Origin of the sequence: Bremerella sp. P1, assembly GCF_028748185.1 — a bacterium.
GTDB lineage: Bacteria > Planctomycetota > Planctomycetia > Pirellulales > Pirellulaceae > Bremerella.
In genome coordinates this window covers 904,568-928,703 of the sequence record NZ_CP118164.1, presented here as the reverse complement: position 1 = coordinate 928,703, position 24,136 = coordinate 904,568, and the positions used below count along the sequence as shown (strand labels likewise).

The following is a 24,136-nucleotide window of genomic DNA, read 5'->3' as shown; positions in this document are numbered from 1 at the left end:
GGCACAATTGGCCAGGATGAACGCTTGGACCACCAGCATTTCGAGTTTTTGTGAAGAATCAAAAAGGACTTTTCGGCGACGATTCGACCCCCTGGGAGCAGGACGATGCTCAAACAGGGCTGGTGGCCTCAGTCGTGATGTCGACCGGGCCTGAGCAGACCTTCGATTACTTGGTGCCTGATGAGTTGGTCGGCGAAGTCTTGCCTGGCCGCCGGGTCTACGTCCCACTAGGTCGATCCAATCGCCGCGTGATGGCGTACTGCGTGGCTGTCGAGCGGAAGGAGTATGGTCGTCGCAAGCTGAAGTACGTGCTGTCGGCCCTTGATCAGCAGACGTTGCTTTCTTCGCAGATGCTGAAGATGACCCAATGGATGGCCGAGTACTACTTGGCTAGTTGGGGACAGGTGCTCGACGCCGTGATTCCCGCCGCTGTGCGCGGCAACGCAGGCACACGCGAAGTGACGCTACTGAGTGTTCCCCGCGAAGTGGCTGCCCGCATCGCGACGATCAAGCTGCCTGAGAAGCAACATCACGTGCTGACGACGCTGGCCGCATCCAGTAAGCCGATGACGCCGGGAGACCTAGCCGACAAGTGCCGCTGTACTCAAGCACCCATCACCGGGCTACGCAAGAAGAAGCTCATTACGTCGGAAGTCCGCCGCGTCAGTCACGCCCACTTCGACGACATTGATATCGAACGCGAACCGGCTAAGACGTTGAACGAGGTTCAGGCTTCCGCACTCAAGACGATCCTCGCCCAGGTCAATGCACCTGAGCCGAAGCCCATCCTGCTGCATGGCGTGACCGGCAGTGGAAAGACTGAGGTCTACATTCAGGCCATTCAACATGTGATCGATCAAGGGAAGCAGGCGATCGTCCTGGTTCCGGAAATCAGTCTCACGCCCCAAACCAAACAGCGTTTCGCTTCGCGCTTCGATCGGATTGCTGTACTGCACAGTCATATGAGTGACGTCGAGCGGCACTGGCAGTGGAAACGAATTGCTTCAGGCATCGTGAACGTGGTGGTCGGGGCACGCAGTGCGGTGTTTGCACCGACACCTCAACTGGGAATGATCATCCTGGATGAAGAACACGACAGCTCGTTCAAGCAAGACTCGGTGCCTAGGTACCATGCTCGAGAGGTCGCTGCCAAGCGGGCCGAATACGAGAAGATCCCGCTGATTCTCGGCACGGCGACTCCTTCGCTGGAGACGTACTATCGTGCTCAGCAAGGTGAGTACGCGTTGATCTCGATGCCGCATCGGATTGGGAATCGGCCACTGCCGGCGGTGCGTACCGTCGACATGCGATACGACAAGACGACTAGCTTTCGCGGTGCGATCAGCCGTCAGCTTTATCACTCGATGAAGCGAACTCTCGAACAAGATGGACAGATTATCCTGCTGCTCAATCGTCGAGGGCACAGTACGCACATTCAGTGCCCCGCGTGTGGTCACCTGGTGGAGTGCCCTCATTGCGAGATTCCGCTGACGCATCATATCACCGACGGCAGCACCGTTTGTCATTACTGCGACTACCGCAGCTCGGCCCCACGTGTCTGCCCTGTGCCCACGTGTCGTTATAGTGGAATCCGCTTTTCCGGGATCGGTACTCAAAAGCTGGAACAGGAAGTCAAGTCGAAGTTCGGCTCATACCCGATCATTCGGATGGACTCCGACACAATGAAGAAGCCTGGCTCGCATGAAGCCGCGCTCGAGCGTTTTCGCAATCGCGAAGTGAAGATCCTGGTCGGCACCCAGATGATCGCCAAGGGGTTGGACTTCCCGAATGTGACGCTGGTGGGTGTGATCAACGCCGATACGGCACTGCACTTTCCCGATGTCCGTGCTGGCGAGCGGACGTTTCAATTGATCACCCAAGTGGCTGGGAGAACCGGCCGAGGCGACCTGGGGGGGGAAGTCCTGGTGCAGACGCTAAGCCCAGATCACCCCGCGATCGAAGCAGCGACACGGCATGATTACGCCCTGTTTGCCGAGCGAGAGCTGCCATTTCGCCGCGACTTTCAGATGACACCTTTTGCGCACATGGTTCGGATCATTGCTCGCGGTCCATCGCAGCCGTCCGTGGAACTGTTCATGCAGCAGATTTCCGAAGAGCTGGCTCGTTTCGCCCAAGAGCAGGGGGGCGACATCTCGCAGCAAGGGCCTGCTCCGGCCCCCATCGAAAAGCTGCGTGGGAATTACCGCTATCACTTGCTACTGCACAGTTTCGATCGACTGTTAATGCGTGCGGCCGTGCTCCGATGTCGCGAAAAGGTAGCCGTTCCGGAGGATGTCTTGTGGATTGCCGATGTCGATCCAATCGACATGATGTAGGCCAACTATGGAAATCTGGGTAGTTTCAGTTGAGCGAAAGTCCTAGAATTCAAAAGTTGCTGTTTCCAGCCGTGTTTGGGCCACTTCTGGCTCTTGCACTAAAAACTGAACACTGAAAACATCCCATGTCGTATCGTTCCATTAAGCGCGTCCTCGGCGAGACCAATCTCGAACGAAAGTGCCGCTTTCTGTACGGAACATGCCTGTTGCTGCTGATTACCGGCAGCTTCTGGTGGTATGGGCAATCGACCGAACAGTTGGTGCACAACAATAATTTGAGCACCGGGCGGCACCTGGTTGATGCGGTTCTGATGAAGATCCACTGGAAGCATGACGCCCAGGCCCAAAAGAATCCGGAAGGATGGGACGAGCACGTACGTGATACGGGCCTCGAACTGGAGTACATGAAGTACGACTGGGAAGTGATGACCCTCGATCCGGCTGACCGCAAATTGGCGGCGACCAGTCGACCCGAGGAACGCATCCTTCTGCCGGCTAACGAAGAGGAAGCCGAGATCCTGCGGCGTTTGAAAGAGATTCAACAAACGCGTGATAAGGATATCCTCGAGAAGTTCCTTAGCACGCCCGGTATCAGTACCCAAGAGACGACTGATGAATTCGTCGAACTGGGGCGTGGTGACGCTGACAACGACGAAGACACGATCGCCTATTCGCCAGCCTCAGAAGCTTTCTACGATGCGGAACGGCAAAAGTACATTTATTATCAGCCGATCTATTGGAAGCGAAACTGCACGGTTGCCTGTCACAATACGAACCTGGAACTGGCCGTCTCGACCACAGGCTTCCCGCTTGAAAATGAACTGCCGTTCAATGTGATCAAGATCGTTAAGGACGACGAGATCACGCAGATCGCGCTGACGAAGAACCGGGCCTACCTTCTAGCCACGGCTATTATCACGGTCGCGCTTTCCATGATCGCGTTGTACCTGATCGTGCGTTACATCATCGTGAAACCACTGACTCACCTGCGTGACGTGAGTGACGAGGTGAGCCAAGGTCACATGGACGTGCGGGCCGAGATCTACACCGGCGATGAATTCGAAGACCTGGCAACTTCCTTCAACCGCATGCTTGCTCACTTGATCGATGCCCAGAACAAGTTGACCTACGTTAACCGAGATCTCGACGGCAAGGTCGATCAACTGGCTCAGGCCAATATGCAGTTGTACGAGATGAACTGCTTGAAGAGCGACTTCCTGGCAAGCATGAGCCACGAACTGCGGACGCCGCTCAATAGTATTCTCGGTTTCTCGGATGTGCTGCGTGGTATCGACAGCCTGAACGACAAACAGAAACGGTACGTCGAGAACATCCAGAAGTCAGGTCGTTTGCTGCTGGACATGATCAACGACATTCTCGACCTGGCAAAGGTCGAAAGCGGTCGCATGGAAGTCCGCCCGTCACGATTTTCGGTTGCTTCGGTGGTTAGCGGCGCCTGTGATATGGTTCGCTCGCTTACGGAAGAAAAGAACATCGATCTGACCTGTCACGTCGATCCCAATGAAGAGCCGGCGCTGCAGGATCAATCGAAGTTCCAGCAGATCTTGACCAACTTGCTTTCCAATGCGATCAAGTTCACGCCGGAAGGGGGACGCATTGTTGTCAAAGCGAATCGCATCAACAATCGTCTTGAGCTTTCCGTAAGCGACACCGGTGTGGGTATCGCGGAAGAGGATCGCGAGATCATCTTCGAGAAGTTCCGCCAAGGGACCGCCTCGCAAGGGGACACGCTGACACGCGAGTACTCTGGTACCGGCCTCGGCTTATCGATCGTCCGCGAGCTATGCCAGCTGCTGGGCGGAACCGTACGAGCCGAGAGCGAACTGGGCAAGGGAAGTACGTTTTTTGTTGACATCCCGTGGGTGATCGAAGATCGTCCTGACGTTCGCGAAGATTCGTTCACGTCACGTATCGACGAGATCACCAAGACCAAGCACGGCGACTTTGTCCGCATTCAAGGGTCTCGCCAGGTCGAAACGCCGGAAACGATCGATTCGACAACGAGAAACTAGTCATCTTCCAGGTGGGGCTTTATCCCGACCGCATCCCGGGACATAATCGCTCGTTTAGCGAACGATCTATTGGGAGCAGTGAATGGCGGCCACCTTCGAGCCTGAGGTTCTTCTTTTCACGGACGGGGCATGTAGTGGAAACCCCGGCCCCGGCGGCTGGGCGTTTATCTTGCGCCATCCATCCACCGGCAAAGAGATGGAAAAGTCAGGCGGTGAACGCGATACGACCAACAATCGCATGGAGTTGATGGCCGTCATTCAAGGCCTGCAGACCCTTAGCCGAGCGTGTAGTATCGAGCTATTTACCGATAGCGTCTACGTCGGCAAAGGGATGACCGAGTGGATGCCCAAGTGGAAGAAGAACAACTGGCAGCGCAAAGAAGGCAAGCAGTGGAAGCCGGTCAAGAATGACGACCTGTGGAAACAACTGGACGAACAGCTGCAAAAGCATCGCGTGAAATATACCCGAGTCGCTGGCCACAGTGGCCACCCGGAAAATGATCGTGTTGACGAATTGGCCGTGGCGGCCTATCAGCCTTATCGATAATCAACCCCCGACGGATCGCCCTGGTGAGGACGGAATGTCAGACAGCCGCGAATCGACTCCGCTCCAGCGTCTTCGCACGCCGGTACAGTTCCTGAAAGGGGTCGGACCGCAGCGTGCCGAGCGGCTGGCGAAGCTGCAGCTCTACACGGCCCTCGATCTCATCTTCTTCTTTCCACGTGACTACCAAGACCTGCTGGATATCATCCCGGCCGATGACCTGAAGGAAGATGAACCGGCGTCGATTACCGGCGTAATCGAAGACGTCGATTTCCGCGGAACGGGTCCAGGACGCAGCGTGCTGGGGGTACTCGTCCGCGATAATCAAGCCTATGTGCGCGGCGTTTGGTTTAATCAGCCTTTTCTGCGAAAGCGATTCCAGGAAGGGCAGCACGTGATCGTATCGGGTCGACCTCGACTACAAGGTAATCGCTGGGAGATGGCCCACCCCGTGGTCGATATCGTCGAGCCTGGTGATCAGCCGGAAGGTGGCAAGCTGCTTCCCATCTACCCACTGACCGAAGGAGTGCGCCAAGGGTTGATGCGAAAGATGGTCCATACGGCGCTCGATACGTATGGGAGTGACCTAGAGGAAGTCTTGCCGGACTCGTTTCTAAAACAGCACGAACTGCTGTCGATTCACGATGCCCTGAACAAGATTCATCGGCCCCACTCGCGTGAAGATACGGAAGCTGCCCGGAAGCGGTTTATCTACCAGGAACTGCTCGTGCTGCAGCTGGCTATGTCGCTGCGCAAGCATCAGCTCAACGAGCGCAAGAGTGCGCTGCCAATCCCCGTCGATTTTCGCATCGACGAACGGATTCGTAAGCTGCTTCCATTTGAGCTGACCGAAGACCAGAACAAAGCGATCCACGAGATCTGCCACGATTTGAATCGTACGATTCCCATGAATCGCTTGCTGCAAGGGGACGTGGGGACGGGCAAGACAATGGTCTCGGTCTACGCAATGTTAGCCGCGGTAGCTGCCAAAACTCAGGCTGCCCTAATGGCTCCGACGGAAGTCTTAGCCAAACAGCATGCTCGAACGCTCAGCAAGCTGTTAAGTCATGCGAAGGTTCGGATCGGAGTACTTACAGGCTCGCTGACCGAAAAGGAACGTTCTAAGCTTTTGGCGGATGTCGCTGCGGGTGAGATCGATCTGTTAATCGGAACGCAAGCGATCATTGCGACCGAAATCACGTTCCAAAAGCTGGGCCTGGTGATCATCGACGAGCAGCATAAGTTTGGCGTTCGCCAACGTGCCGCGCTGCGAAGTGCCGGCAATGATCCGCACTACCTGGTGATGACCGCCACGCCGATTCCACGCACGGTGGCCTTGGGGATGTTCGGAGATCTCGATATCTCGACCATTCGCAACGCGCCGCCAGGTCGTCAGACGATCAGCACGTATATTGCTGACGATGAGCAGCGGGCCAAGTGGTGGGACTTCTTTCGCAAGAAACTGCGCGAAGGGCGGCAAGGGTATGTCATCGCGCCATTGGTCGATGAAACGAACCGCGATGACACGCTTGGTGGCGTCGAGCAACTGCTCGAGAATTTGGCCAACGGCGAACTGGAAGAGTTTCGTTTAGAGATGCTGCACGGACGCATGCCGCCGGCCGAAAAGGATGCCGTGATGCAGCGTTTTGCTAATCACGAGATTGATGTCTTGATCGCCACGACAGTCGTGGAAGTGGGGGTCGATGTCGCCAATGCCGTGCTCATGACGATCGAGAGCGGCGAACGCTTCGGGCTGGCCCAACTCCATCAGCTTCGCGGTCGAATCAGTCGAGGTAAGCATCCCGGTTATCTTTGCGTGTTTGCCAACCCGGCCACTGATGCCTCGCGCGAACGTTTAGAAGCATTTGCCGGAACAACCGATGGGTTCGAGTTGGCCGAAGTCGACTTCAAGCTTCGCGGCCCCGGCGACTTGTTTGGCTGGAAGCAACACGGCATGCCTCCACTTCGGATCGCGGACCTACAGCGCGATGGCGAGCTGCTGGCCAAAGCCCGCGAGGATGCGTTTTCGATCACCGATACCGATCCGAACCTGGCTGGCGCGAAGTGGGAAAAGCTGCAGAGGATGGTGCTCACCCGTTACGGCAAGTCGCTTGATATTGGTGACTTGGGCTAGGTGCCTCGCGCAAAGTTGAGTCCCGATTGAGAGCTGGTATACTGCTGGGATACCAGCATTTCCCAGGCACTGAGCTTCTTCCATGTCCAAAGCAATCTTCGCTGCTCTGGCAGCTTTTTTATCGATCACCACAGCCGTGCCTGCCGTGGCGGCGAAGCCGAACATCATTATCGTGTTGACCGACGATCAAGCACCGTGGGCATTTGGTTCGGCGGTTCGCTCGGGACAGTACCGCGAGGTTCCCGCCGCGGCGACACCGAACATCGATCGACTCGCCAGTGAAGGGGCTGTTTTTCGTAACTTCTTTTGCACGACGCCCGTTTGTAGTCCGGCTCGGGCATCGTTCATGACAGGGCGGTATGCCAGCGAATTGGGGATTCCCGATTTCATTCCTCAGCCAGGGCACAAGCTGTACGATCCCAACGACGAAGTTCGTTTGGACCCGGACAGTACGATGACGATCGCAGAACTTTTACAATCAGCCGGCTACCGCACGGGACTGGTTGGCAAATGGCACTTGGGAGACTGGACGGCACCAGGCAATGAGAAGTTTCATCCTACGAAGCATGGGTTTGACTACTTCATGGGACTGACTGGTGGCGGAACGACGCCTGATAATCCCACGCTGGAAGAAGACGGAGAAGTTCGCCAATTCGAGGGACTGACGACCGATATCCTGACTGACCGGGCGATTGATTTCATCCAGCGAAACAAGCATCGACCCTTCTTTCTTTGCCTGGCCACCAGGGCACCCCATGGCCGCTGGCTTCCCGTGGCGCCGGAAGATTGGAAGCCCTATGCCGAGTTGGATCCGACAATTCCAGACTATCCCGGCCTCGACATCACGCGGGTCAAGAAGATGATGCGCGAGTATCTCGCCAGCACGTCAGGCGTCGACCGAAACCTGGGGCGACTGCTCGATGCGTTGGATAAAAACCAGCTGGCGGCGAACACCATCGTGATTTTCACTTCCGATCATGGATTCAACATGGGGCACCATGGAATCTGGCACAAAGGGAACGGCCTATGGGCGACGAAGAAACAGCCCCCTGGTGAGTATCACAACGGGGTGCGTGTGATCTCCAAAAAGTATCGCCCCAACCTGTATGACGAATCTCTTCGCGTTCCAGCCGTCGTGCGTTGGCCCGGTGTCGTGGCTCCTGGTACGGTCGTCTTGAGAACCGCATCGTCGCTCGATGTGTTCCCCACACTGGCGGAAGTTGCCGATGTGAATGCCGATCCGAAACTGAAAGGGCGTAGCCTCTTGCCGCTGTTACGGGGCGAGCAGCCGGACAAGTGGAACAATGACGTCTTTGCCGAATATGATATGATCCACTACGCGACCGCTTCGCTGCGATGTTATCGGACCGATCGTTACAAGCTCGTACGCAATAGCCATAACGAAGGCTGTGACGAGTTCTTCGATTTGGTAGATGACCCCAGCGAGAATAACAATTTGATCAATGATCCACGGCCTGAGATTCAACAGAAGATTAAAGAGCTGGATACGTTGCTGAGGCAACAGGGTGCTGGCAAGTAACGCGGTCTACGTCGGGCAGTCGACATCGTCCCAGTCGGCATTCTCGAATCGAATCAGCCAGTTGAGTGCGACGCGGCGTTCTTGAATCACGCCGATGTCGAGTCCTGCTGGAGCTGGGTGGCCTTTCTGGTCCGCCTGACGGGCAATCCAATGCAAGCGAAAGTGCAGATCGACTTCGTCGAGGATTTCCTTCGTCGGACGCAGCTTGGCCTCGGCGATCATCTCGTCTCGATCGCGGTGCAGGATGTCGCCTGCGACTTCTGGCACGTCACAGATCGCGGAAGGAAAATGAAGCTCGTCGAAATGTCCAAGTGCCCACTGTAAGACGAACAAACACTCGTACCGCCAGGCATGATTGATGACCGACTGCTGGTCTGGCGAATCGTTATCCATGAATGCTTGTTCGACCGGCGTAAAAACCTCGAAGGCTTGGGGAAGACGTTCGCGAATTTCTGCGACTGGAATCGGTTCGCCCGAGGCCAGCCCTTCCGCTCGAACCGCCACCGCCATCAGTGCGATCGCTCGGCGGGCCACTTCTTTGGCCGATCTCAGGTCGACCTCGTTCTCGCCAATCACTGGGGGCAGCCCTTCGTATGGCTGCAACTTCAGGTCACTTAGATCCTGGGAAATCGCTTGTTTGCGATGATGGGCGTCTTCGGGGTAGGGGACCTGGGCTTCTGGATCGCTGCCACCATCTTCCGGCGAAACCAGCACGTTACCGTTGGGATCACACACCGATCCATCGGGCAGAAACACAATCGCATTGGCGTCCCACGCCCACGAGGCAAACGCATCGAGGTGATCGTCTTCGACTTCCAGGCTCAGGTGATTCTTGACACGCTCGATATGGCGATAAACGTGATACAGCGTTTGCGTCATCTCACGCTCACCACCTTGCATGATGAAACCGATTAACCCATTTAGGTGCTCGGCCAGTTCCGGATCCGAAAGGTCTCGGCTTCCGATCAAATCGTGAGGGAATTCCAGCGCAGGCGGATTGCGATGCGTGCAGTAGGCGTTGATCAGCATGGCAGCACGATGGGGCGAGGGTTAACAGACGAGATGAGAGCAATGAGCGAATTCTAACGAAAGCGAATCGCCAATGCGCTCAAAATCCAGGCTACTTGTCCTTCTTGCCTGAGCCAAACTTAATGGAGGGAAGCCTCCAGCCCTGTTTCTTTTCGTCCTGAGCCTCGGCATCTGGCTCAGCGGGTAGCGGTGCATCGGCCGCTTCATGCTCGGCAAGTTCATTGGCGTTGGGAACCTGCTCCTGTAGTTCTAGTTCGGCCTGATTTTGGTTCTCTTCAGCTTCCTTGGCAAAGAATTTCTCAAACTTTCCGACTGCCTTATCGACGAGATGGTCTCGGATCTCTTTCGCATTCGTCTTGTGGTAACGAACGGCTGCGATGTCGTCACCAGAGTTAGGCTGGCCGTCCGGACCATTCGAACGAACGACCACCTGGGTTCCGACGACGAAATCATTCTCTTGCAAAACGATTGCATTATCCCAAGCGTCGTGGTGACCAGAAGGACCAGGCACAAGGTCACCTTCTTTGTTCTCCAACTGCGCAATATAGGCATCGGCCAGTGCGTCAACTTGGTCCTGCGTTGTGACTGTGCGGGAGTGCTCGATTCCGCTGCGAATCAAAAACGTTAGGCCGACAGCGACAAATATTACGAATCCAATTGAGCAGATCACCGTCATGACGGGACCAGGTTCCCGTGAAGCCTTACGAGGTCCTTCACGGAAACGTTGCTTGGCCGGCGTAATTCCCTTGAACAATGCGAGGAGCAGAAGTTCGAAAAAGAATCCGACGATCTCACCCACGATTGTGGCAACCGCGCAAATGAGCCCAGCTAAGGCCTCGAAGAATGCCACCACTGGTGCAAAGAATAATTCAAACAGACCTTCCACAAGTGATGCTCCACATAGTTCCGGATGGGATGCATCAATTATGGGAACAATCTTGGTCGGGGGTCAACTTAACCCACTTCCAACGGTTCGCCTGTCGTCCACTCCGACATATTCTGCGGATCGCGAATCACGCGGTTGTAGACGGTGTCGCGTTCGACTGGTTCTCGGCCTGCTTCGACAATCAGACGCTGGATGTCTTCGACCGACATGACTTCCGGCGTGGTGGCGCCAGCGTCGTGGTAGATCAGTTCATGACGCACGGTACCGTCGATGTCGTCGGCTCCGTAAGACAGGGCCGTTTGAGCCGTGCCGATGCCGAGCATGATCCAGTACGCTTTGATGTGCGGGAAGTTGTCCAGCATCAGACGCGAGACGGCCATCGTTCGCAGGTCCATTACCACCGATGGCTTCTTCAGCTTTTTGAGTTCGGCCAGTTCTGTGTTATCCGGGTGGAAGGCCAGCGGAATGAACGTCTGGAAGCCGCCGCTGACGTCTTGCGTTTCTCGCAAGCGAATCAAGTGATCGACGCGGTGATAGGCGTTCTCGATGTGACCGTACAGCATCGTGGCGTTCGTCTTGATGCCCATCTCGTGAGCCGTGCGATGGATCTCGTGCCACTTGCCGGTGTCGGCCTTGTGTTCGCAGATCTGATCACGAACTTCGCGGTGGAAGATTTCGGCACCGCCGCCTGGCATGCTGCCGAGGCCTGCGTCACGCAGCACTTCCAGCACTTCGCGAACCGACTTCTTGGTAAGGAACTCGAACCAATTGATCTCAACCGCGGTCCACGCTTTGAGGTGAAGCTTGGGGAACGCGTCGTGCAGGATCTTCACGACGTTGACGTACCAGTCGAACTTCTTCTGGTGATGAAGACCACCAACGATATGCATTTCGGTGCAGCCATTGTCGACCGCTTCCTGACCACGAGCGAGAATCTGCTCGTCGCTCATCAGGTATCCGCGTGGGTCACGAAGGTCGGCGCGGAATGCACAGAAGTTACAGCGGTAGACGCAGACGTTGGTTGGGTTTAAGTGCGTATTAATATTGTAATACGCGTAGTTGCCGTTCTTCCGCTCGCGAACCATGTTAGCCAGCTCGGCGACTTCGTTCAACGGAACGTCGTCCTGGTACAGGAAGACCCCTTCGTCCAGATTCAGGCGTTCGCCATTCTCGACCTTCTTACCGATGGTATCCAACGAAATCTTGTCTGCTCGAGTCATTCCAGGTCGCTTGGCTCAGTAAAGGGGCGAATGTTCTTATGTTGTTGGAACCGCACTGCCGGCGCGATTCTTAACGTTTATGGTCGCGATTTGGGCGTCACGCCGCAAGGTGGGTCAATTCCAAAGGAGATCGATACTGGTAAATGCCAGAACTCCAATCCCGATGATCGTATTCACATTGAAAAACGCCAGGTTGACCTTCGATAGGTCGTTAGGGCGAACCAAAGCGTGTTCGTACAGCAGCAGGCCAGCCACCGCGGCTAATCCAATCCAGTAGATGATTCCCAGCGACGACGCCGTGAAGGGCAGAGCAGCGAATGCCAGCACAGCCAGAAAATGGCTGACCGCGGCAATCCGTAAAGCTCCTGGTACACCGAACTTAGCTGGTACACTACGAAGCTTGGCATCACGGTCGAATTCGGCATCTTGGCAGGCATAAATGATGTCGAAGCCGGCGACCCAGAACAGAACGCCCAGGCCCAGCATCAATGCTGGCAAGATATCGGCCGGATGGGCCAGAACCACTTCGCCGCGAATCGCGACCCAGGCACAAATGGGGGCAAGCATCAGCGAGATGCCAAGCCAATAGTGGGCCAGCGAGGTGAATCGCTTCGTGTAGCTGTATCCGCACAAAAACGCCAACACTGGCACCGACAACGCCAGCGGAAGCCAGTTGGGCCAGAACAATAGCGTAGAGGCCACAAAGCCGATGCTGCAAATGACCGTGAACAAAATGACGCTCTTCACCGAAAGGATGCCTGCTGGCAAATGCCGAGTGGCGGTCCGTGGGTTCTCGGCATCAATCTTCCGATCGACCAGCCGATTGAACGCCATTGCCGCGCTGCGAGCAAAGACCATGCACAGCACAATTCCCAGGCATGCTTGCCATGTGAGTGTGACCGTTTCGCTTCCCGGAGCCGGCAGGCACCAGGCCATGATCGTCGCCAATACGGCAAACGGCATGGCGAAGACCGTATGGCTGAAGCGGATCATTTCCAGAATATGACGAAGTCGCTCAGGCATCTTCTCCCCAGCGTTGCATCAAAGCGTGTGGTATTTCCAACTGATCTAAAATCCGGGCCACCATGAAATCGATCAGGTCGTTTAGTGAGTTCACCCCGTGATACCAACCCGGCATGGCCGGCATGACAACGGCACCTGCTTCGGTCGCCCGTTTCATATTATCGATGTAGCCCAAGGAAAGGGGCGTCTCGCGCGGAACGAGGATCAGCTTGCGGCGTTCCTTCAAATGGACTTCGGCCGCCCGCTGAATGAGATTGGTACACGTCCCACCGACAATGCCGGCCAAGGTGCCGCCAGAGCAAGGACAGACGACCATGCCTGCCGAACGTGCCGAACCACTCGCCATCGGAGCCATGAAATTGGCAAAGTGGAAATACTGGAAGTCGCCGGGCTTGGTCGCCTGATTGAGAGCAATCGTTTCCAGCAGTCGCCTATCTTCCGCGTCGACCGTCAGTGGAATGATCGTTTCGGGATCGAAATTGTCGAGTTCAAGCTGGATGCCCATTTCCTGCTGCAGCACAATCTTTCCCGAAGGACTGATCGAGAGCTGTACGTCGTAACCACTGTGGTGCAGCACGTTCAGAAGCCGCTGGGCATAGACGGCCCCGCTTGCTCCGGTGATTGCCACGACAACGGGCAGGCTCATTTCGTCCCCACGTACAAAGTTGCAACACCAAAGGTGAACGGCTTGAAGAAGACATCCTTCAGGCCTGCACCACGCATCCGCTCGGCCAATGCTTCCCCGTGGGGGAATTCACCGACGCTGTCTGGCAGGTACTTGTAGGCATCTTGTTTGTTCCTGGCCAGGGCCTGACCGACTCGGGGAAGAATGTTTTTGAAGTAGAACTGGTACACGCCTCGGAACGGCTGATATCGGGGCTGCGAGAATTCCAGCACGGCGACCTTGCCACCGGGCCGACAAACACGAGCCATCTCTTTCAGACCCAGATCGGTATCGGCGACATTCCGCAGACCAAAGGCGACCGAGACAATCTGAAATGTGTCGTCTTCAAAGGGAAGATGCTGAGTGTCAGCCTCTTGGAAGCGAACCTGACCGTTGATGCCGAGCTTCTGTTTCTTGACCTCGCCCACCTCGAGCATTTCGGGACAGAAGTCGGTCGCTTCGACTTGGACCTTACCGCCGGCGGCTTTGTAGTAAGCCAGAGCGAGATCACCCGTGCCCGTGCAGACATCCAAGATGGGGCTATCACCAGTCGGAGGGACGATCTTAACGGTTCGCCAACGCCAGTACTTGTCGATATTCATCGACAAGAGATGATTCATGCGGTCGTAGTTGCCCGCAATTTCCGAGAACATCTGCCGAACGCGTGTTCCCGATTTGTCGATCGCCATGCGTGCTTGGGCCTGAATTGTCTTAAGCCTAACGGGGTAAACTATTTAATTTACCGGAAATCGTTTCGCTTGGTAACATGCCTCCGGCGTCGATTTTCCGTGCGTCCCCTCGATTGGGATGCGGGGGCCAAGCTTATTCTACCCAGTGCAACACGTCGCGAATTACGCACCAGCGTGGTGACTCTTCGCTGGCAACTTGGCCGATAATCCACTTGTCGTAATGCCGGGAAAGGGTCCCGTTAGTCTCCTGGAGGGCCAGCCACGCATTGAAGAACTTCTCGAGTCCTCGCTCGTCCGATGGGATCGCGAAGGCCACGCTCCCTTTGAACTGCGGCTTGGGAATCGCCACGTCGTAGCCTGGATACAAGATGGTGTACGCTGATCCTCCTTCGGCGGTCATTAAGATCGCGTCGAACGGTTGTTTCGGCTCGTGAAAGAAATCGCGGGGTGAGTCGACATACACGACATCGGTTTCTGGCAGGTGGCGTTTGACATTCTGCGAAAGACGCCGGCCAGTGGCAGCCAGTCGAAATCCGTCGAGCTCTCGTAGATCGTCCCAGGTACCGACCGCGTCGCGTCGGTGATCCTCGATGACAATCGCAGCTGTGATGGTCATATAAGAATCAGTTAGTGCCATGCGGGCGAGCCGCTCCGGGGTCACCATCAGGCCGCCGATCGCGACATCGATCTGACCGCTCTTCAGTTGATCGTCGCGCGTTTCGTAAGTCCAGGGAATGAACTCCAGTTTCAGGTCGAGCGTTGATGCAAGTTCGTGCATCAACGCGACATCGTATCCAACCAGCTGATCGCTGTCGTTGAAGAAGCAGAAGGGGTACATGTCGGGGTGGTAACCGACACGCAGTACACCACGGTTCAGGATCTGATCCAGCCGTGATCCTTCGCCGGTGGTAGGTTCCGTCTCGTTGGCGATACGCAGAACACGCGTTTCGACATCGGACTTCACCTGCATCTGCATGAGTGTTTCTTGCGCGATGTCTGACTTGCCCATGATCGAACTGAACCCAACACGCGCGGCCAGCAATACGGCGACGGTCAGCACCGTTGCGGTAGTGCCCAGGATCACGCACTGACGCAGCTTGATCTTTAGGTTGCCTGTCGCGGCCGACGTGGCGATCAGGGTGAATGCGAACAGGTTCATTGTTGCCAGCAGCGTGGCGAACCATCCATTGACGACCCCAGTTACCACGTAAAGTTGATACGTATCCGAGGGGATTCGCATCTGATCCAAGAGAAACGGAAGGGCCAAGTCGACGCCGCCGAAAAGGGAGAAAAGCCCGAGGACTGAGAAGGTGGGGTACTCGGAGAATCCAACTTGGTTGCCGGTATACCAACCGGCGAACAGCACGAACGCAAGCGTCAGCAGTTTCCCCAGGTTCGGGAAATTAAACGAGACCGGAATGAGCACTTCGATGTAGCTGTCGGTATCGTCGGTCCGAAGTCCTGCGCGTTCAAACAGCATTTTTCCATGTTCGATCAGAAGTGGCAAAACGATGAACAAGTTTCCGGTTACGAAGCCGGTCAGCATTGCCGATCGCGATGCTCGCAGGACATCCCCAAATCGAAATGGCGTGAAGATCGCCACCATGGCTGGCATGACGAAGAAGGTAAGCAGCAGCGTCAGCAGGATGAACGAGCCGATATAAACCTGAAGACGTCCTAGTTCTTGAATGGTCATCGTTCCGGCCGCATTTGCGGCGATGGCGAAAAGCCCGAACGGAGCCAGGCGAACCACCAGCACGGCAACCCGGGTGAGCACCATCGACGCGACAGAAAGCAGGTCGAGTAGCACTCGTTTCTTATCGGTTTCGATACCAATTAGCGCGACGCCCACGACCACGCTGAATACGGCGACCGCTGGCACGATCGTTTCGGCCATCGAGCGAAACGGATTGATGGGAATGTAGAGATTGATGAAGTCGATCTCTTTCACTTGCGTCATGCTCGGGCTGAAGAACGAGCCTGCTTCCACCACGGGGTACGCCAAAGGGGCAAGAAAGACGCAGATGAACGCCAAGATCCACGATCCCAGCAGCACCAGGCCGGCGGTCAGTGCCAGGCGGATAGCCTTCGCGGCGACTAAGGTCCCAATGCCGCCGATCAGCGAAACCATCATGTAAGGGAGGATCGACATCTGAAGCAGCCCGACGTAGGCTCGACCGATTATGCCCAGCCAGGCACACGATTCGCCGAAAAAGACTCCACAGAGGATCCCCAGCGTCAGTCCGATCAGGATACTCGTCGAGAGATTTAAGCGGAACTTCCGTTTCTTCTTAGGTTGGGCATCTTCTGGCTTCGTGACGTTCGGCGATGTTAGTTCATTCATCAGCTGGGTCTTGGTTCATTTCCAGGACTTTATTGGGTCCCCTCATCTCCATTACGAGGGGAAGCCTCTCTTCACGTCTTTTGGGAATAGGCATAATGCATGCCGGGATGCCGTGGACGAGCCTCGCGAATAGATGCAAGTCTTTTATTACGAGTGGGTTGGAAAGAATAGTGGCGAGGTGGCAGCCGTGAAGAAGGATGCCGACAACATGGGCACTTTGCCTGTGGATGAAGCGAAAAGCGTGATCGCGAGGGAAAAAGCGCCTGGGTAAGGATTTAGCAGTGCTATCTGCGATTGCCCATTGTCGATGCCGGCTCTATAATCGTAGGTTTTCCAGCACATCAAGGGAACGGACCGGCGCAGGGCTCGTCCGCGAACTTGCCACGGAGTGAAGGTCAATGAAAGAAAACATCCATCCCAAATACAACGAAACCGTAGTGAAATGCGGTTGTGGCAACTCGTTCACCACGCGAAGCACCCGCAAGGAAATCGTGGTCGACGTTTGTAACGTGTGCCACCCTTTCTACTCCGGTAAGGAACGCTTCGTCGACTCGGGCGGCCGTATCGAGAAGTTCAAGAACAAGTTCGCCGGCAACTACGCAAGTCTGTCGAAGAAAAAGAAGAAGTAGCTTCTTCCATTTTGAACGCCATCATCACGCGAGTTTCCTGGCACTGGGGACTCGCGTGTTTTCGTAGAATCCCGCAATCGGCCTGACGTTGGAATCCATCGGTCAGGTTATCTCTCAGGACGAAGCCTCTCATGCGCGAGATTTTGGAAGAAAAGCTTGCTCGCTTCGAGTTTCTCGAAAAGCAAATGAGCGATCCGGACGTGTTGTCGAACTCGTCCCAAATGGCCAGCGTTGCCCGCGAACACGGTTCGTTGGCTCGTACCGCCACGCGCTATCGTCAGTTCAAGGACGTGGTTCGAGAGATCGAAGATGCTCGGGAACTGATGGAAGGGGACGATGCCGAGATGGCCGAATTGGCCGAAGCGGATCTCGTCGACCTCAAGGCAAAGCGAGAGAAAATCTGGCGCGACCTCTTGGACATGACCATCGGTGGCGAGGATGCTGACCGCGATAAGATTGTCCTGGAAATTCGCGGTGGTACCGGCGGTGACGAGGCAGCCCTCTTCGCTCGCGACTTGTATGAAATGTACAAGCGTTTCGCCGAATCCAAGAAGTGGAAATACGAGATCATGGAGTCCAACCCGACCGAGTTGGGCGGGTTCAAGGAAGTGATCATTTCGGTCCACGGCGAAGGTGCCTACCGCGAGATGCAATACGAAAGTGGCGGCCACCGCGTCCAACGCGTTCCGGAAACGGAAACCAAGGGCCGCGTGCACACCTCGGCGGCAACCGTCGCCGTGATGGCCGAACCGGAAGAAGTGGAATTCGATCTCAGCCCCGATAGCTACACGGTCGAGCGTTACGCGGCCAGTAGCGGTCCCGGCGGGCAGCATGTTAATAAGACGGCATCCGCCGTGCGTCTGATTCACCAGGAAACAGGCATCATCGTTCAGTGCTGTGAAGAACGAAGTCAGCACAAGAACCTGGATCGAGCTCTGCGTCTGTTGAAGACGAAGCTGTACGATAGCCAGCGTGAGAAGGAAGCCAAGGAACGTGCTGACGAGCGGAAGAGCCTCGTCGGGTCTGGTGACCGAAGTCAGCGTATCCGCACGTACAACTTCCCGGAAAACCGCATTACCGACCACCGTATCAATTTGACGTTATATAAGCTCGATCAGGTGATGGCCGGTCATTTGCAGCCAGTCATCGACGCGCTGATCGATCACGATCGTGAGCAGCTTCGTGGCGAGATGGGAGATCTCGACTAAGCCGCGAACTGCCGTCGGTCCCAACCCTTTCTTCAAGGCGAATTTGCCCGCATGTCGACTGCCGAACCATGGACGATTGGCCGTCTCTTGAATTGGACGACGGAGTACCTGGAATCGAAGGGTAGCGAAGAGGCTCGGCTCGAAGCTCAACTGATGCTAGGCCATGCCCTGAGTTGTCCCAAGATTCAGCTCTATGCCCGGTTCGAGGAAGTCGTAGACGAAGAAAAGCGTGCAAAGTTTCGAGAACTGGTCAAGCAGCGAGCCGCCGGCAAACCGGTCGCCTATGTGCTGGGGACCAGTGAGTTCTACTCGATGGAATTCATGGTCACGCCGGACGTTCTCATTCCGCGGCCTGAGACCGAGCACCTGGTGATCGAAACGCTTGATCTTCTCAAGGGGCGTTCGGCCGATCAGTCGGTCAGCATTCTCGATATCGGAACCGGTAGCGGGATCATCGCGGTCACCATTGCCAAACAGCTTAAGCACACAAGTTTGCTGGCAACCGACATCAGTGACAAGGCGTTGGCCGTCGCGAAGCTAAATGCCGAGAAACACGGCGTGAGCGAGCGACTCGAGTTTGCCGTCGGCGATCTGTTCCAGGCGGTGCCCAGTGGTTCCCGGTTTGATGTCATCGTCAGCAATCCGCCCTACATCGCCCAATCGGAACGGCCCTTGATGGATGCCCATGTGATCGAGCATGAGCCGCACGTTGCTTTGTTCGCTGAAGAGGAAGGCACCGCCGTTCTCAAGCGAATCTTGGAAGAAGCTGCCGGCTATCTGAAGCCCGATGGATGGCTGCTGTTGGAATTCAGTCCAATGGTTGCTAAACGCGTTGCCGAGATGGCCGAAGCGACCGGGTTCTACGAGAAGGTATCGATTGGTAAAGACCTGGCGAAGCTCGATCGATATTTGATTGCCAAGAAGGCCGCTTAACATCGCGATCTACTTGCCGATCGTAATGACCTTGTCGCGAATCTGATAGGTCGGCGGATCGATTGGCTTGGGGCCCTGGCCTTCGTCGATGAACGTGCGATTGCGGCCATTCTTTTTCGCCGTCCGCAAGGACGTGATCGCTCGCGTGAACAGCTTAGGGACGGTATCGTCAGGCTTAGCTTCCGTGACGCCGGCACTGACGCTGATTTCGAGTTCTTCGCCATCGTACTCAAAGAACGTTCCGTCAATTGTCTGACGAATACGTTCAACGGCGCTGGTTGCCCCGCGAGGGCCGACATCGCCGAAGAAGAGCATGAATCGTTGACCTTCCAGACGCATGGCATATTCAAAGCCGCGTTCTGTTCGCATGCAGTCGGCAAGGTATTTCCCGACCGAGCCGATGACCATGTCACCCACTTCCGTCCCGAGGCGTTCGTTTAACTTGCGAAACTCGTCGATGTCGACCGCGGCAAGGCTCAACGCGCGTTCTCGACGAATGTCATCTCGCCACCACTCAAAGATCTGGCATTCAAGGCCTGTGCGATTCTTCAAGCCAGTTAGCGAGTCGAACTTCATGCCTTTGTCGACCGTGCCCAGGCGCTTCTCGGCTCGCAAGACGGTGACGATCGTTTCGGTCATCTTGTCACGCAGATCATGGCATAGATCGACCAGTCGAGCGATTTCCAATACCAGCTTGCGACATACATCGTTCAGGTTGTCTTGGAAATCGATCTGCTGCAGGTTGCTAAGCGTGGTTTCGATTTGGGCCGTTTGCTCGAACAGCGTATCGCAGAGACGGCTGCCGATATCGCTATAGGCACCGAGGCCTGACTGGCTGTTGTCCAGGTGCTGGGCGGCTTCTGCTTGTTTGTCGAGCCAATCGATGTTGACCGTATCCAGCTGCTCGGCAATTTCGTGCAGGGCATCTTCGGTCGGTTGGTACCACGTCTCGCGAAGCTTGTTCTCAATTTCGATCAGCCGAGCTCGATACTTGCCGACTTCCAGGCGAAGAACTTGGGCTGACGCTTCGACCAGGCTGTTGGCGACGACGGACTCTTCTTCCAGGGCGGAAAGGTATTCGTATGGGATGACTTCTTCGGCTTCCGGCTGCGGTTGCTCTGGCTTGGCTGCATCGGTGTTCTCGTCAGCAGCCGCCTGGTTCTCGAAATCGTTGAGAAAGACTTCTTCGGTCTCGACTGCGACGATGGAAGGTTGGCTTTGGATCAACTGACGGACGCGCACGGCGGCGCAGAATCCGATCAACAGATTGGCTCCAATCATCAGCAGCAGAAACAGAAACATCCAGTCAGCCCCAGTGTATTTGTGTACCCCTTACCAACCAACCGTTGGATGGGTCACGTAAACGTAGGCTACGGTGAATGGTTGTCGAAAAACGCAGAAGAAATATTTTGACGACTATGACGGGTCTTCCGGTTGCGAGGGCAAATCCCCCCGATAGACACGTCGCCCAAACGGGTTGCTCTTAGGCACGAAGGGGGTCCCGTCATCCTGCTGCTGACAGGCCTTGGCCAGACGAAAGATGTTTCCGTCCAGTTCATCGGCCCAGTAGATCAAGTTGGCCTCCCAAGTCATGGGTGCCTTGGGGCTTCCATTGGCGGCCGTTCCTTGGTGGCTGAGAACCAGATGTTCCAAGCGAAGCAGCCACGGCGAATTGAGTTCAATGCCAAGATCGCGAGCAGTGTCTCGTACCAGGTCGCGTCCTAAAACGATGTGCCCTACCAACTCACCTTCCGGCGTATAGGCAGTGTTGGCAACCTCGCCATCCAACTCGGCTAGTTTACCGATGTCGTGCAGCAGGGCACCTGCGATGGTTAACTGCCGCGTGATCGGTTCGCGAAGCGAAGAATGCTGCCCACGGTAGGTATTCAGCAAGTACAGAACGTTTTGGGTCACGCTGTAGATGTGTTCCAGGAATCCGCCGGCATACGCATGATGGTGATGCAGGGCACCAGGCAGCGTTTCAATACGCTCGCGATTCGTTTCTAGAATGGTTGTGACTAGGGAGTGAAGCTCCGGAGTATCGATCTCTTGATCGACCAAATCCAACACGCGGTCGAACAACTCTTGGGTATCCGCCTCGGATGATGGTTGGCATGTCGCGGGATCGAAGCCACTTTCATGATCGCCTTGTTCCACGGGGCGAAGGAGCTTGATCTCGATCTTGCCACCGTGAATCGTCTCTTGGAACGTGCCTCGGATCTTGTAGAAGTGTCCGACCGTCCATTGATCGCGGCAAGCCGACTCGTGGCTTGAGCCTTCCCAGATTGTCGCTGCGATATTGCGAGAGCGATCCCGGAACTCGAGAAGATAGAAGGGACGCCCCTGTCGTGTCAGACGAAGGTCCTTCTGAAAAAGTTGAGCAAAGAAGTCGGCCTCTTGGCCATGCCGCAGCTCTGCTAAGCGATCGACCTGGTTCACTGGACGTCCCCCAAGTAGTCCTCTGGTGGTGGGTGGCTGGTCCCATCTTATTAGGGGGCTTGGCGGATTCCAACCAAATTACTCGGAACCGTAGATTTTCGATTCTTTGGAGAGTTCGGTCATCTTGGCCTGAAGACGGTCGCGTAGCTGCGACATGAGCGGATCTTCATCTCCCTTGGGGCGTCGTTCATCGGTGACCAAAATCGGTTCTTCGACGTCGATGATTACCTTTAACGCTCCATGAACGGTTGTGGTGTCCTTCAGGTCTTCTTCGTACCGCTCGACCGTTTCCAGCAGGCGATCGATGCTCGGATAGTCTCGCAGGTAATTGGGGATATAACACGAGATCTGCTGCGCGACGTAGATGTCTTCCAATTGCATCCAACGACGCGAACGCTCTTCAGGCGAGAGTTTCCCTTCGATCATATCCGGCAGCATGCGCGAGCGAAGGGCCTTGATTCGCGGCAAGATATTGCCAGTCGATTCGACCTTCAGCCACTCTTTCTCAAGTGGATGCAGGATGCAATCGATCAATCGCGACGTGCGAGTAGCCATATCGTCGCCTGAGTAGGCACGTCCCGCGTAACGAATTTCTTCCAGTGCGAACAAGCCTTCGCCCATGCGTTCGACGCGTTCGAGCAGGCGAAGTTCCTCCGAGGTTCGCCAGCCAAGCCGTTGTTCGATCTCGTGCAGCACGGGGCGGACCGTCGCATCGATGTCACCTTGAAAGACGTACTTAATGCCGATCGGATGGATCACCGTGTCGCCGCGCCCCTCCTTGATGCGTCGCTTGGCGGCCGAACGTGCGACGAAGGCTACTCCGTCCAAAAGCGCGTGCAGGTGATCGTTGGTGCGAGTCGTGGAGCCCTCGGGGAAAACGACCAGCGGACGATCGGCCTCGACCATGGCATCAACGGCTGTTGCCAGGGACTTTCGGTCGACCCCTTCGCGATAGATGCTGAAGCCACCCATCACGCGAATGGCCCACGCCTTGAACCATCCCTGGTTGAACAGGTGCCAACTGGCCATCGAGTAGAGGTTGCAGTCGACTTCTTTGGCCAGAAAGCCGAGCACCAACGGGTCGGACATGCGGGAATGATTGGGAGCCAACAGAATACCGTGCTTGGCATCCAGTGACTTCTTCAGTCGATCTGCGTTGCGGACCTCGTAAGACTTAACGCCTTCAAAGTGCTGGAGGTACTTTCCGTAGAGATTGAATTTTTGGATGAACGCAGGCCAGCGAGTTCCGCGATGCGGCGGAACAAATCGGTATGGCTTTTCAATGATGATATTCTGCATGGGTTCGCGGAAATCCTTTCGGACTCACCGCATTTCTGCTACTGGGCGAATCCGTGAGGATGCGATTGATGCCATCGCCAGGCAGTTTCAATCGTTTCGCGGACGTCCATGTACTTTGGCTGCCAATTAAGAATTCTATGGGCCTTATCGGCGTTGGCTACCAGGGCAGGGGGGTCTCCCTCGCGTCGGGGGCCAATTTCTGCAGGAATATCCATGCCAGTGACTTCTCGGCAGGCCTGAATGATCTCCTGAACGCTGACTCCGCGCCCCGTTCCCAGGTTGAGCTTCAGGCAATTGTCCGACGAAATCTGCTGCATGGCCGCCAAGTGAGCGTCGGCCAGATCGTCGACATGAATGTAATCGCGGATGCAGGTCCCGTCGTCGGTGGGGTAATCGTCACCGAAAATGCTAATCGACTTACGTTGCCCTAAAGCGACCTGCAAGACCAAAGGGATCAAGTGCGACTCAGGCGAGTGGTCTTCGCCAATATCCCCTTCTGGCGAAGCCCCTGCCGCGTTGAAGTAGCGAAGCGCCGCAAACGCCATCCCATAGGCATGGGCATAGTCCTGCAAGGCTTGTTCGATTGCCAATTTGGTGAAGCCATATGGGTTCACGGGTGCCTGCGGAAAGCTTTCGTCGATCGGCGAAGATGCCGGAATACCATAGGTGGCACACGTGCTGGAAAAAACAATCCGTGACACGTCAGCAGCCCGCATCGCATCGAGCAGGCTCAGCGTGCCGACCACGTTGTTTTGATAATACTTGGCTGGGTTGGTGACCGATTCGCCCACCAGGGCGAACGCAGCAAAGTGGATCACCGATTCTATGTTGTATTCTTTCAGGGTGGTGGTCAGCTTTTCGCCGTCGTGGAGGTCTCCGACCACCAGGGGAAACTTGCCGACTGCGCCGCGATGACCAGCGGACAGGTTGTCGAAGACCACAACGTCATGTCCCTCAGCCGCCAGTTTTCGGGCTGTGTGCGAACCGATGTAGCCTGCTCCGCCAGTGACAAGAACGCGCATCTTCTTTTCCTCGAATGCCTTAACCAAAAATGCCGGGACCGCATTTGCCACGATTCTGTCGCATTGCGTCCCTACGATCAATACGACCTGAATCTTCGTCAGCAACGTGCGACGGCCCCAGTCGAATGCCGAAAACACCTATACGGTGGATAGTCTCTCCTAAA

The 24,136-nt window shown here is 55.8% G+C and carries 20 protein-coding genes; 9 read left to right on the top strand and 11 right to left on the bottom strand.

Features of this window, described 5'->3' with window-relative positions; all coding sequences use genetic code 11:
- Positions 1-50: 50 nt before the first annotated feature.
- The 5 genes from priA to PSR63_RS03860 all read left to right on the top strand — a co-directional run bounded on the left by priA (position 51) and on the right by PSR63_RS03860 (position 8,587).
- Complete coding sequence (gene priA, locus PSR63_RS03880) at positions 51-2,336, top strand: replication restart helicase PriA (RefSeq protein ID WP_274330903.1); 2,286 nt, start codon at positions 51-53, stop codon at positions 2,334-2,336.
- A 125-nt stretch (positions 2,337-2,461) separates the two neighbouring features.
- On the top strand, positions 2,462-4,369 hold the full coding sequence (locus PSR63_RS03875) for a sensor histidine kinase (protein ID WP_274330902.1): 1,908 nt from the start codon (positions 2,462-2,464) through the stop codon (positions 4,367-4,369).
- Between the two features lie 82 nt (positions 4,370-4,451).
- Positions 4,452-4,916, top strand: coding sequence for a ribonuclease HI (gene rnhA, locus PSR63_RS03870; RefSeq protein WP_274330901.1), 465 nt, complete (start codon positions 4,452-4,454; stop codon positions 4,914-4,916).
- A 34-nt stretch (positions 4,917-4,950) separates the two neighbouring features.
- Positions 4,951-7,047 carry an ATP-dependent DNA helicase RecG gene (gene recG / locus PSR63_RS03865; RefSeq protein ID WP_274330900.1) on the top strand — a complete coding sequence of 699 codons (2,097 nt, stop codon included), beginning with the start codon at positions 4,951-4,953 and terminating at the stop codon, positions 7,045-7,047.
- Between the two features lie 82 nt (positions 7,048-7,129).
- Positions 7,130-8,587 carry a sulfatase family protein gene (locus tag PSR63_RS03860; protein ID WP_274330899.1) on the top strand — a complete coding sequence of 486 codons (1,458 nt, stop codon included), beginning with the start codon at positions 7,130-7,132 and terminating at the stop codon, positions 8,585-8,587.
- A 6-nt stretch (positions 8,588-8,593) separates the two neighbouring features.
- Here the strand turns inward: PSR63_RS03860 and PSR63_RS03855 are convergent, their stop codons facing one another.
- The 7 genes from PSR63_RS03855 to PSR63_RS03825 form a co-directional block, all read right to left on the bottom strand.
- Positions 8,594-9,616 carry a DUF4272 domain-containing protein gene (locus PSR63_RS03855; protein ID WP_274330898.1) on the bottom strand — a complete coding sequence of 341 codons (1,023 nt, stop codon included), beginning with the start codon at positions 9,614-9,616 and terminating at the stop codon, positions 8,594-8,596.
- A gap of 91 nt (positions 9,617-9,707) precedes the next feature.
- Positions 9,708-10,502, bottom strand: a complete 795-nt coding sequence (locus PSR63_RS03850; protein ID WP_274330897.1) for a hypothetical protein — start codon at positions 10,500-10,502, stop codon at positions 9,708-9,710.
- Positions 10,503-10,570: 68 nt separating this feature from the next.
- Complete coding sequence (gene mqnE / locus PSR63_RS03845) at positions 10,571-11,722, bottom strand: aminofutalosine synthase MqnE (RefSeq protein WP_274330896.1); 1,152 nt, start codon at positions 11,720-11,722, stop codon at positions 10,571-10,573.
- A gap of 114 nt (positions 11,723-11,836) precedes the next feature.
- Positions 11,837-12,745 carry a UbiA-like polyprenyltransferase gene (locus PSR63_RS03840; RefSeq protein WP_274330895.1) on the bottom strand — a complete coding sequence of 303 codons (909 nt, stop codon included), beginning with the start codon at positions 12,743-12,745 and terminating at the stop codon, positions 11,837-11,839.
- Positions 12,738-13,391, bottom strand: coding sequence for a UbiX family flavin prenyltransferase (locus PSR63_RS03835; RefSeq protein WP_274330894.1), 654 nt, complete (start codon positions 13,389-13,391; stop codon positions 12,738-12,740). The genes PSR63_RS03840 and PSR63_RS03835 overlap by 8 nt, the downstream gene beginning before the upstream one ends.
- Complete coding sequence (gene ubiE / locus PSR63_RS03830) at positions 13,388-14,098, bottom strand: bifunctional demethylmenaquinone methyltransferase/2-methoxy-6-polyprenyl-1,4-benzoquinol methylase UbiE (protein WP_274330893.1); 711 nt, start codon at positions 14,096-14,098, stop codon at positions 13,388-13,390. The genes PSR63_RS03835 and ubiE overlap by 4 nt, the downstream gene beginning before the upstream one ends.
- Positions 14,099-14,231: 133 nt before the next feature.
- Complete coding sequence (locus tag PSR63_RS03825) at positions 14,232-16,442, bottom strand: cation:dicarboxylate symporter family transporter (RefSeq protein WP_274330892.1); 2,211 nt, start codon at positions 16,440-16,442, stop codon at positions 14,232-14,234.
- A 133-nt stretch (positions 16,443-16,575) separates the two neighbouring features.
- On the opposite strand from PSR63_RS03825, the gene PSR63_RS03820 reads away from it, so the two are divergent.
- The 4 genes from PSR63_RS03820 to prmC all read left to right on the top strand — a co-directional run bounded on the left by PSR63_RS03820 (position 16,576) and on the right by prmC (position 19,212).
- A complete protein-coding gene (locus PSR63_RS03820; protein WP_274330891.1) occupies positions 16,576-16,713 on the top strand; it encodes a hypothetical protein in 138 nt (45 codons plus the stop codon).
- A gap of 127 nt (positions 16,714-16,840) precedes the next feature.
- Positions 16,841-17,071, top strand: a complete 231-nt coding sequence (gene rpmE, locus PSR63_RS03815) for a 50S ribosomal protein L31 (RefSeq protein WP_144971358.1) — start codon at positions 16,841-16,843, stop codon at positions 17,069-17,071.
- Between the two features lie 131 nt (positions 17,072-17,202).
- Positions 17,203-18,279: a peptide chain release factor 1 gene (gene prfA, locus PSR63_RS03810; protein WP_274330890.1), complete on the top strand. Its 1,077-nt coding sequence runs from the start codon at positions 17,203-17,205 to the stop codon at positions 18,277-18,279.
- A 51-nt stretch (positions 18,280-18,330) separates the two neighbouring features.
- The gene (gene prmC / locus PSR63_RS03805) at positions 18,331-19,212 is read left to right on the top strand and encodes a peptide chain release factor N(5)-glutamine methyltransferase (protein WP_274330889.1); all 882 of its coding nucleotides are present in this window, start codon (positions 18,331-18,333) and stop codon (positions 19,210-19,212) included.
- Between the two features lie 9 nt (positions 19,213-19,221).
- On the opposite strand, the gene PSR63_RS03800 is transcribed toward prmC, so the two are convergent.
- The 4 genes from PSR63_RS03800 to galE form a co-directional block, all read right to left on the bottom strand.
- Positions 19,222-20,514, bottom strand: coding sequence for a GGDEF domain-containing protein (locus PSR63_RS03800; RefSeq protein ID WP_274330888.1), 1,293 nt, complete (start codon positions 20,512-20,514; stop codon positions 19,222-19,224).
- 114 nt (positions 20,515-20,628) lie between these two features.
- Positions 20,629-21,651, bottom strand: coding sequence for a 3'-5' exoribonuclease YhaM family protein (locus tag PSR63_RS03795; RefSeq protein WP_274330887.1), 1,023 nt, complete (start codon positions 21,649-21,651; stop codon positions 20,629-20,631).
- Between the two features lie 78 nt (positions 21,652-21,729).
- A complete protein-coding gene (locus PSR63_RS03790; protein ID WP_274330886.1) occupies positions 21,730-22,950 on the bottom strand; it encodes a 1-acyl-sn-glycerol-3-phosphate acyltransferase in 1,221 nt (406 codons plus the stop codon).
- 38 nt (positions 22,951-22,988) lie between these two features.
- Positions 22,989-23,972: a UDP-glucose 4-epimerase GalE gene (gene galE, locus PSR63_RS03785; RefSeq protein WP_274330884.1), complete on the bottom strand. Its 984-nt coding sequence runs from the start codon at positions 23,970-23,972 to the stop codon at positions 22,989-22,991.
- Positions 23,973-24,136: the final 164 nt, after the last annotated feature.

What these genes read in the sequence shown, in the direction of transcription:
- PSR63_RS03875 (WP_274330902.1), top strand. Translation starts at nt 2,462, where the DNA reads ATGTCGTATCGTTCCATTAAGCGCGTCCTCGGCGAGACCAATCTCGAA.
- rnhA (WP_274330901.1), top strand. Translation starts at nt 4,452, where the DNA reads ATGGCGGCCACCTTCGAGCCTGAGGTTCTTCTTTTCACGGACGGGGCA.
- recG (WP_274330900.1), top strand. Translation starts at nt 4,951, where the DNA reads ATGTCAGACAGCCGCGAATCGACTCCGCTCCAGCGTCTTCGCACGCCG.
- PSR63_RS03860 (WP_274330899.1), top strand. Translation starts at nt 7,130, where the DNA reads ATGTCCAAAGCAATCTTCGCTGCTCTGGCAGCTTTTTTATCGATCACC.
- PSR63_RS03855 (WP_274330898.1), bottom strand. Translation starts at nt 9,616, where the DNA reads ATGCTGATCAACGCCTACTGCACGCATCGCAATCCGCCTGCGCTGGAA.
- mqnE (WP_274330896.1), bottom strand. Translation starts at nt 11,722, where the DNA reads ATGACTCGAGCAGACAAGATTTCGTTGGATACCATCGGTAAGAAGGTC.
- PSR63_RS03840 (WP_274330895.1), bottom strand. Translation starts at nt 12,745, where the DNA reads ATGCCTGAGCGACTTCGTCATATTCTGGAAATGATCCGCTTCAGCCAT.
- PSR63_RS03835 (WP_274330894.1), bottom strand. Translation starts at nt 13,391, where the DNA reads ATGAGCCTGCCCGTTGTCGTGGCAATCACCGGAGCAAGCGGGGCCGTC.
- ubiE (WP_274330893.1), bottom strand. Translation starts at nt 14,098, where the DNA reads ATGGCGATCGACAAATCGGGAACACGCGTTCGGCAGATGTTCTCGGAA.
- PSR63_RS03825 (WP_274330892.1), bottom strand. Translation starts at nt 16,442, where the DNA reads ATGAATGAACTAACATCGCCGAACGTCACGAAGCCAGAAGATGCCCAA.
- PSR63_RS03820 (WP_274330891.1), top strand. Translation starts at nt 16,576, where the DNA reads ATGCAAGTCTTTTATTACGAGTGGGTTGGAAAGAATAGTGGCGAGGTG.
- rpmE (WP_144971358.1), top strand. Translation starts at nt 16,841, where the DNA reads ATGAAAGAAAACATCCATCCCAAATACAACGAAACCGTAGTGAAATGC.
- prfA (WP_274330890.1), top strand. Translation starts at nt 17,203, where the DNA reads ATGCGCGAGATTTTGGAAGAAAAGCTTGCTCGCTTCGAGTTTCTCGAA.
- prmC (WP_274330889.1), top strand. Translation starts at nt 18,331, where the DNA reads ATGTCGACTGCCGAACCATGGACGATTGGCCGTCTCTTGAATTGGACG.
- PSR63_RS03800 (WP_274330888.1), bottom strand. Translation starts at nt 20,514, where the DNA reads ATGTTTCTGTTTCTGCTGCTGATGATTGGAGCCAATCTGTTGATCGGA.
- PSR63_RS03790 (WP_274330886.1), bottom strand. Translation starts at nt 22,950, where the DNA reads ATGCAGAATATCATCATTGAAAAGCCATACCGATTTGTTCCGCCGCAT.
- galE (WP_274330884.1), bottom strand. Translation starts at nt 23,972, where the DNA reads ATGCGCGTTCTTGTCACTGGCGGAGCAGGCTACATCGGTTCGCACACA.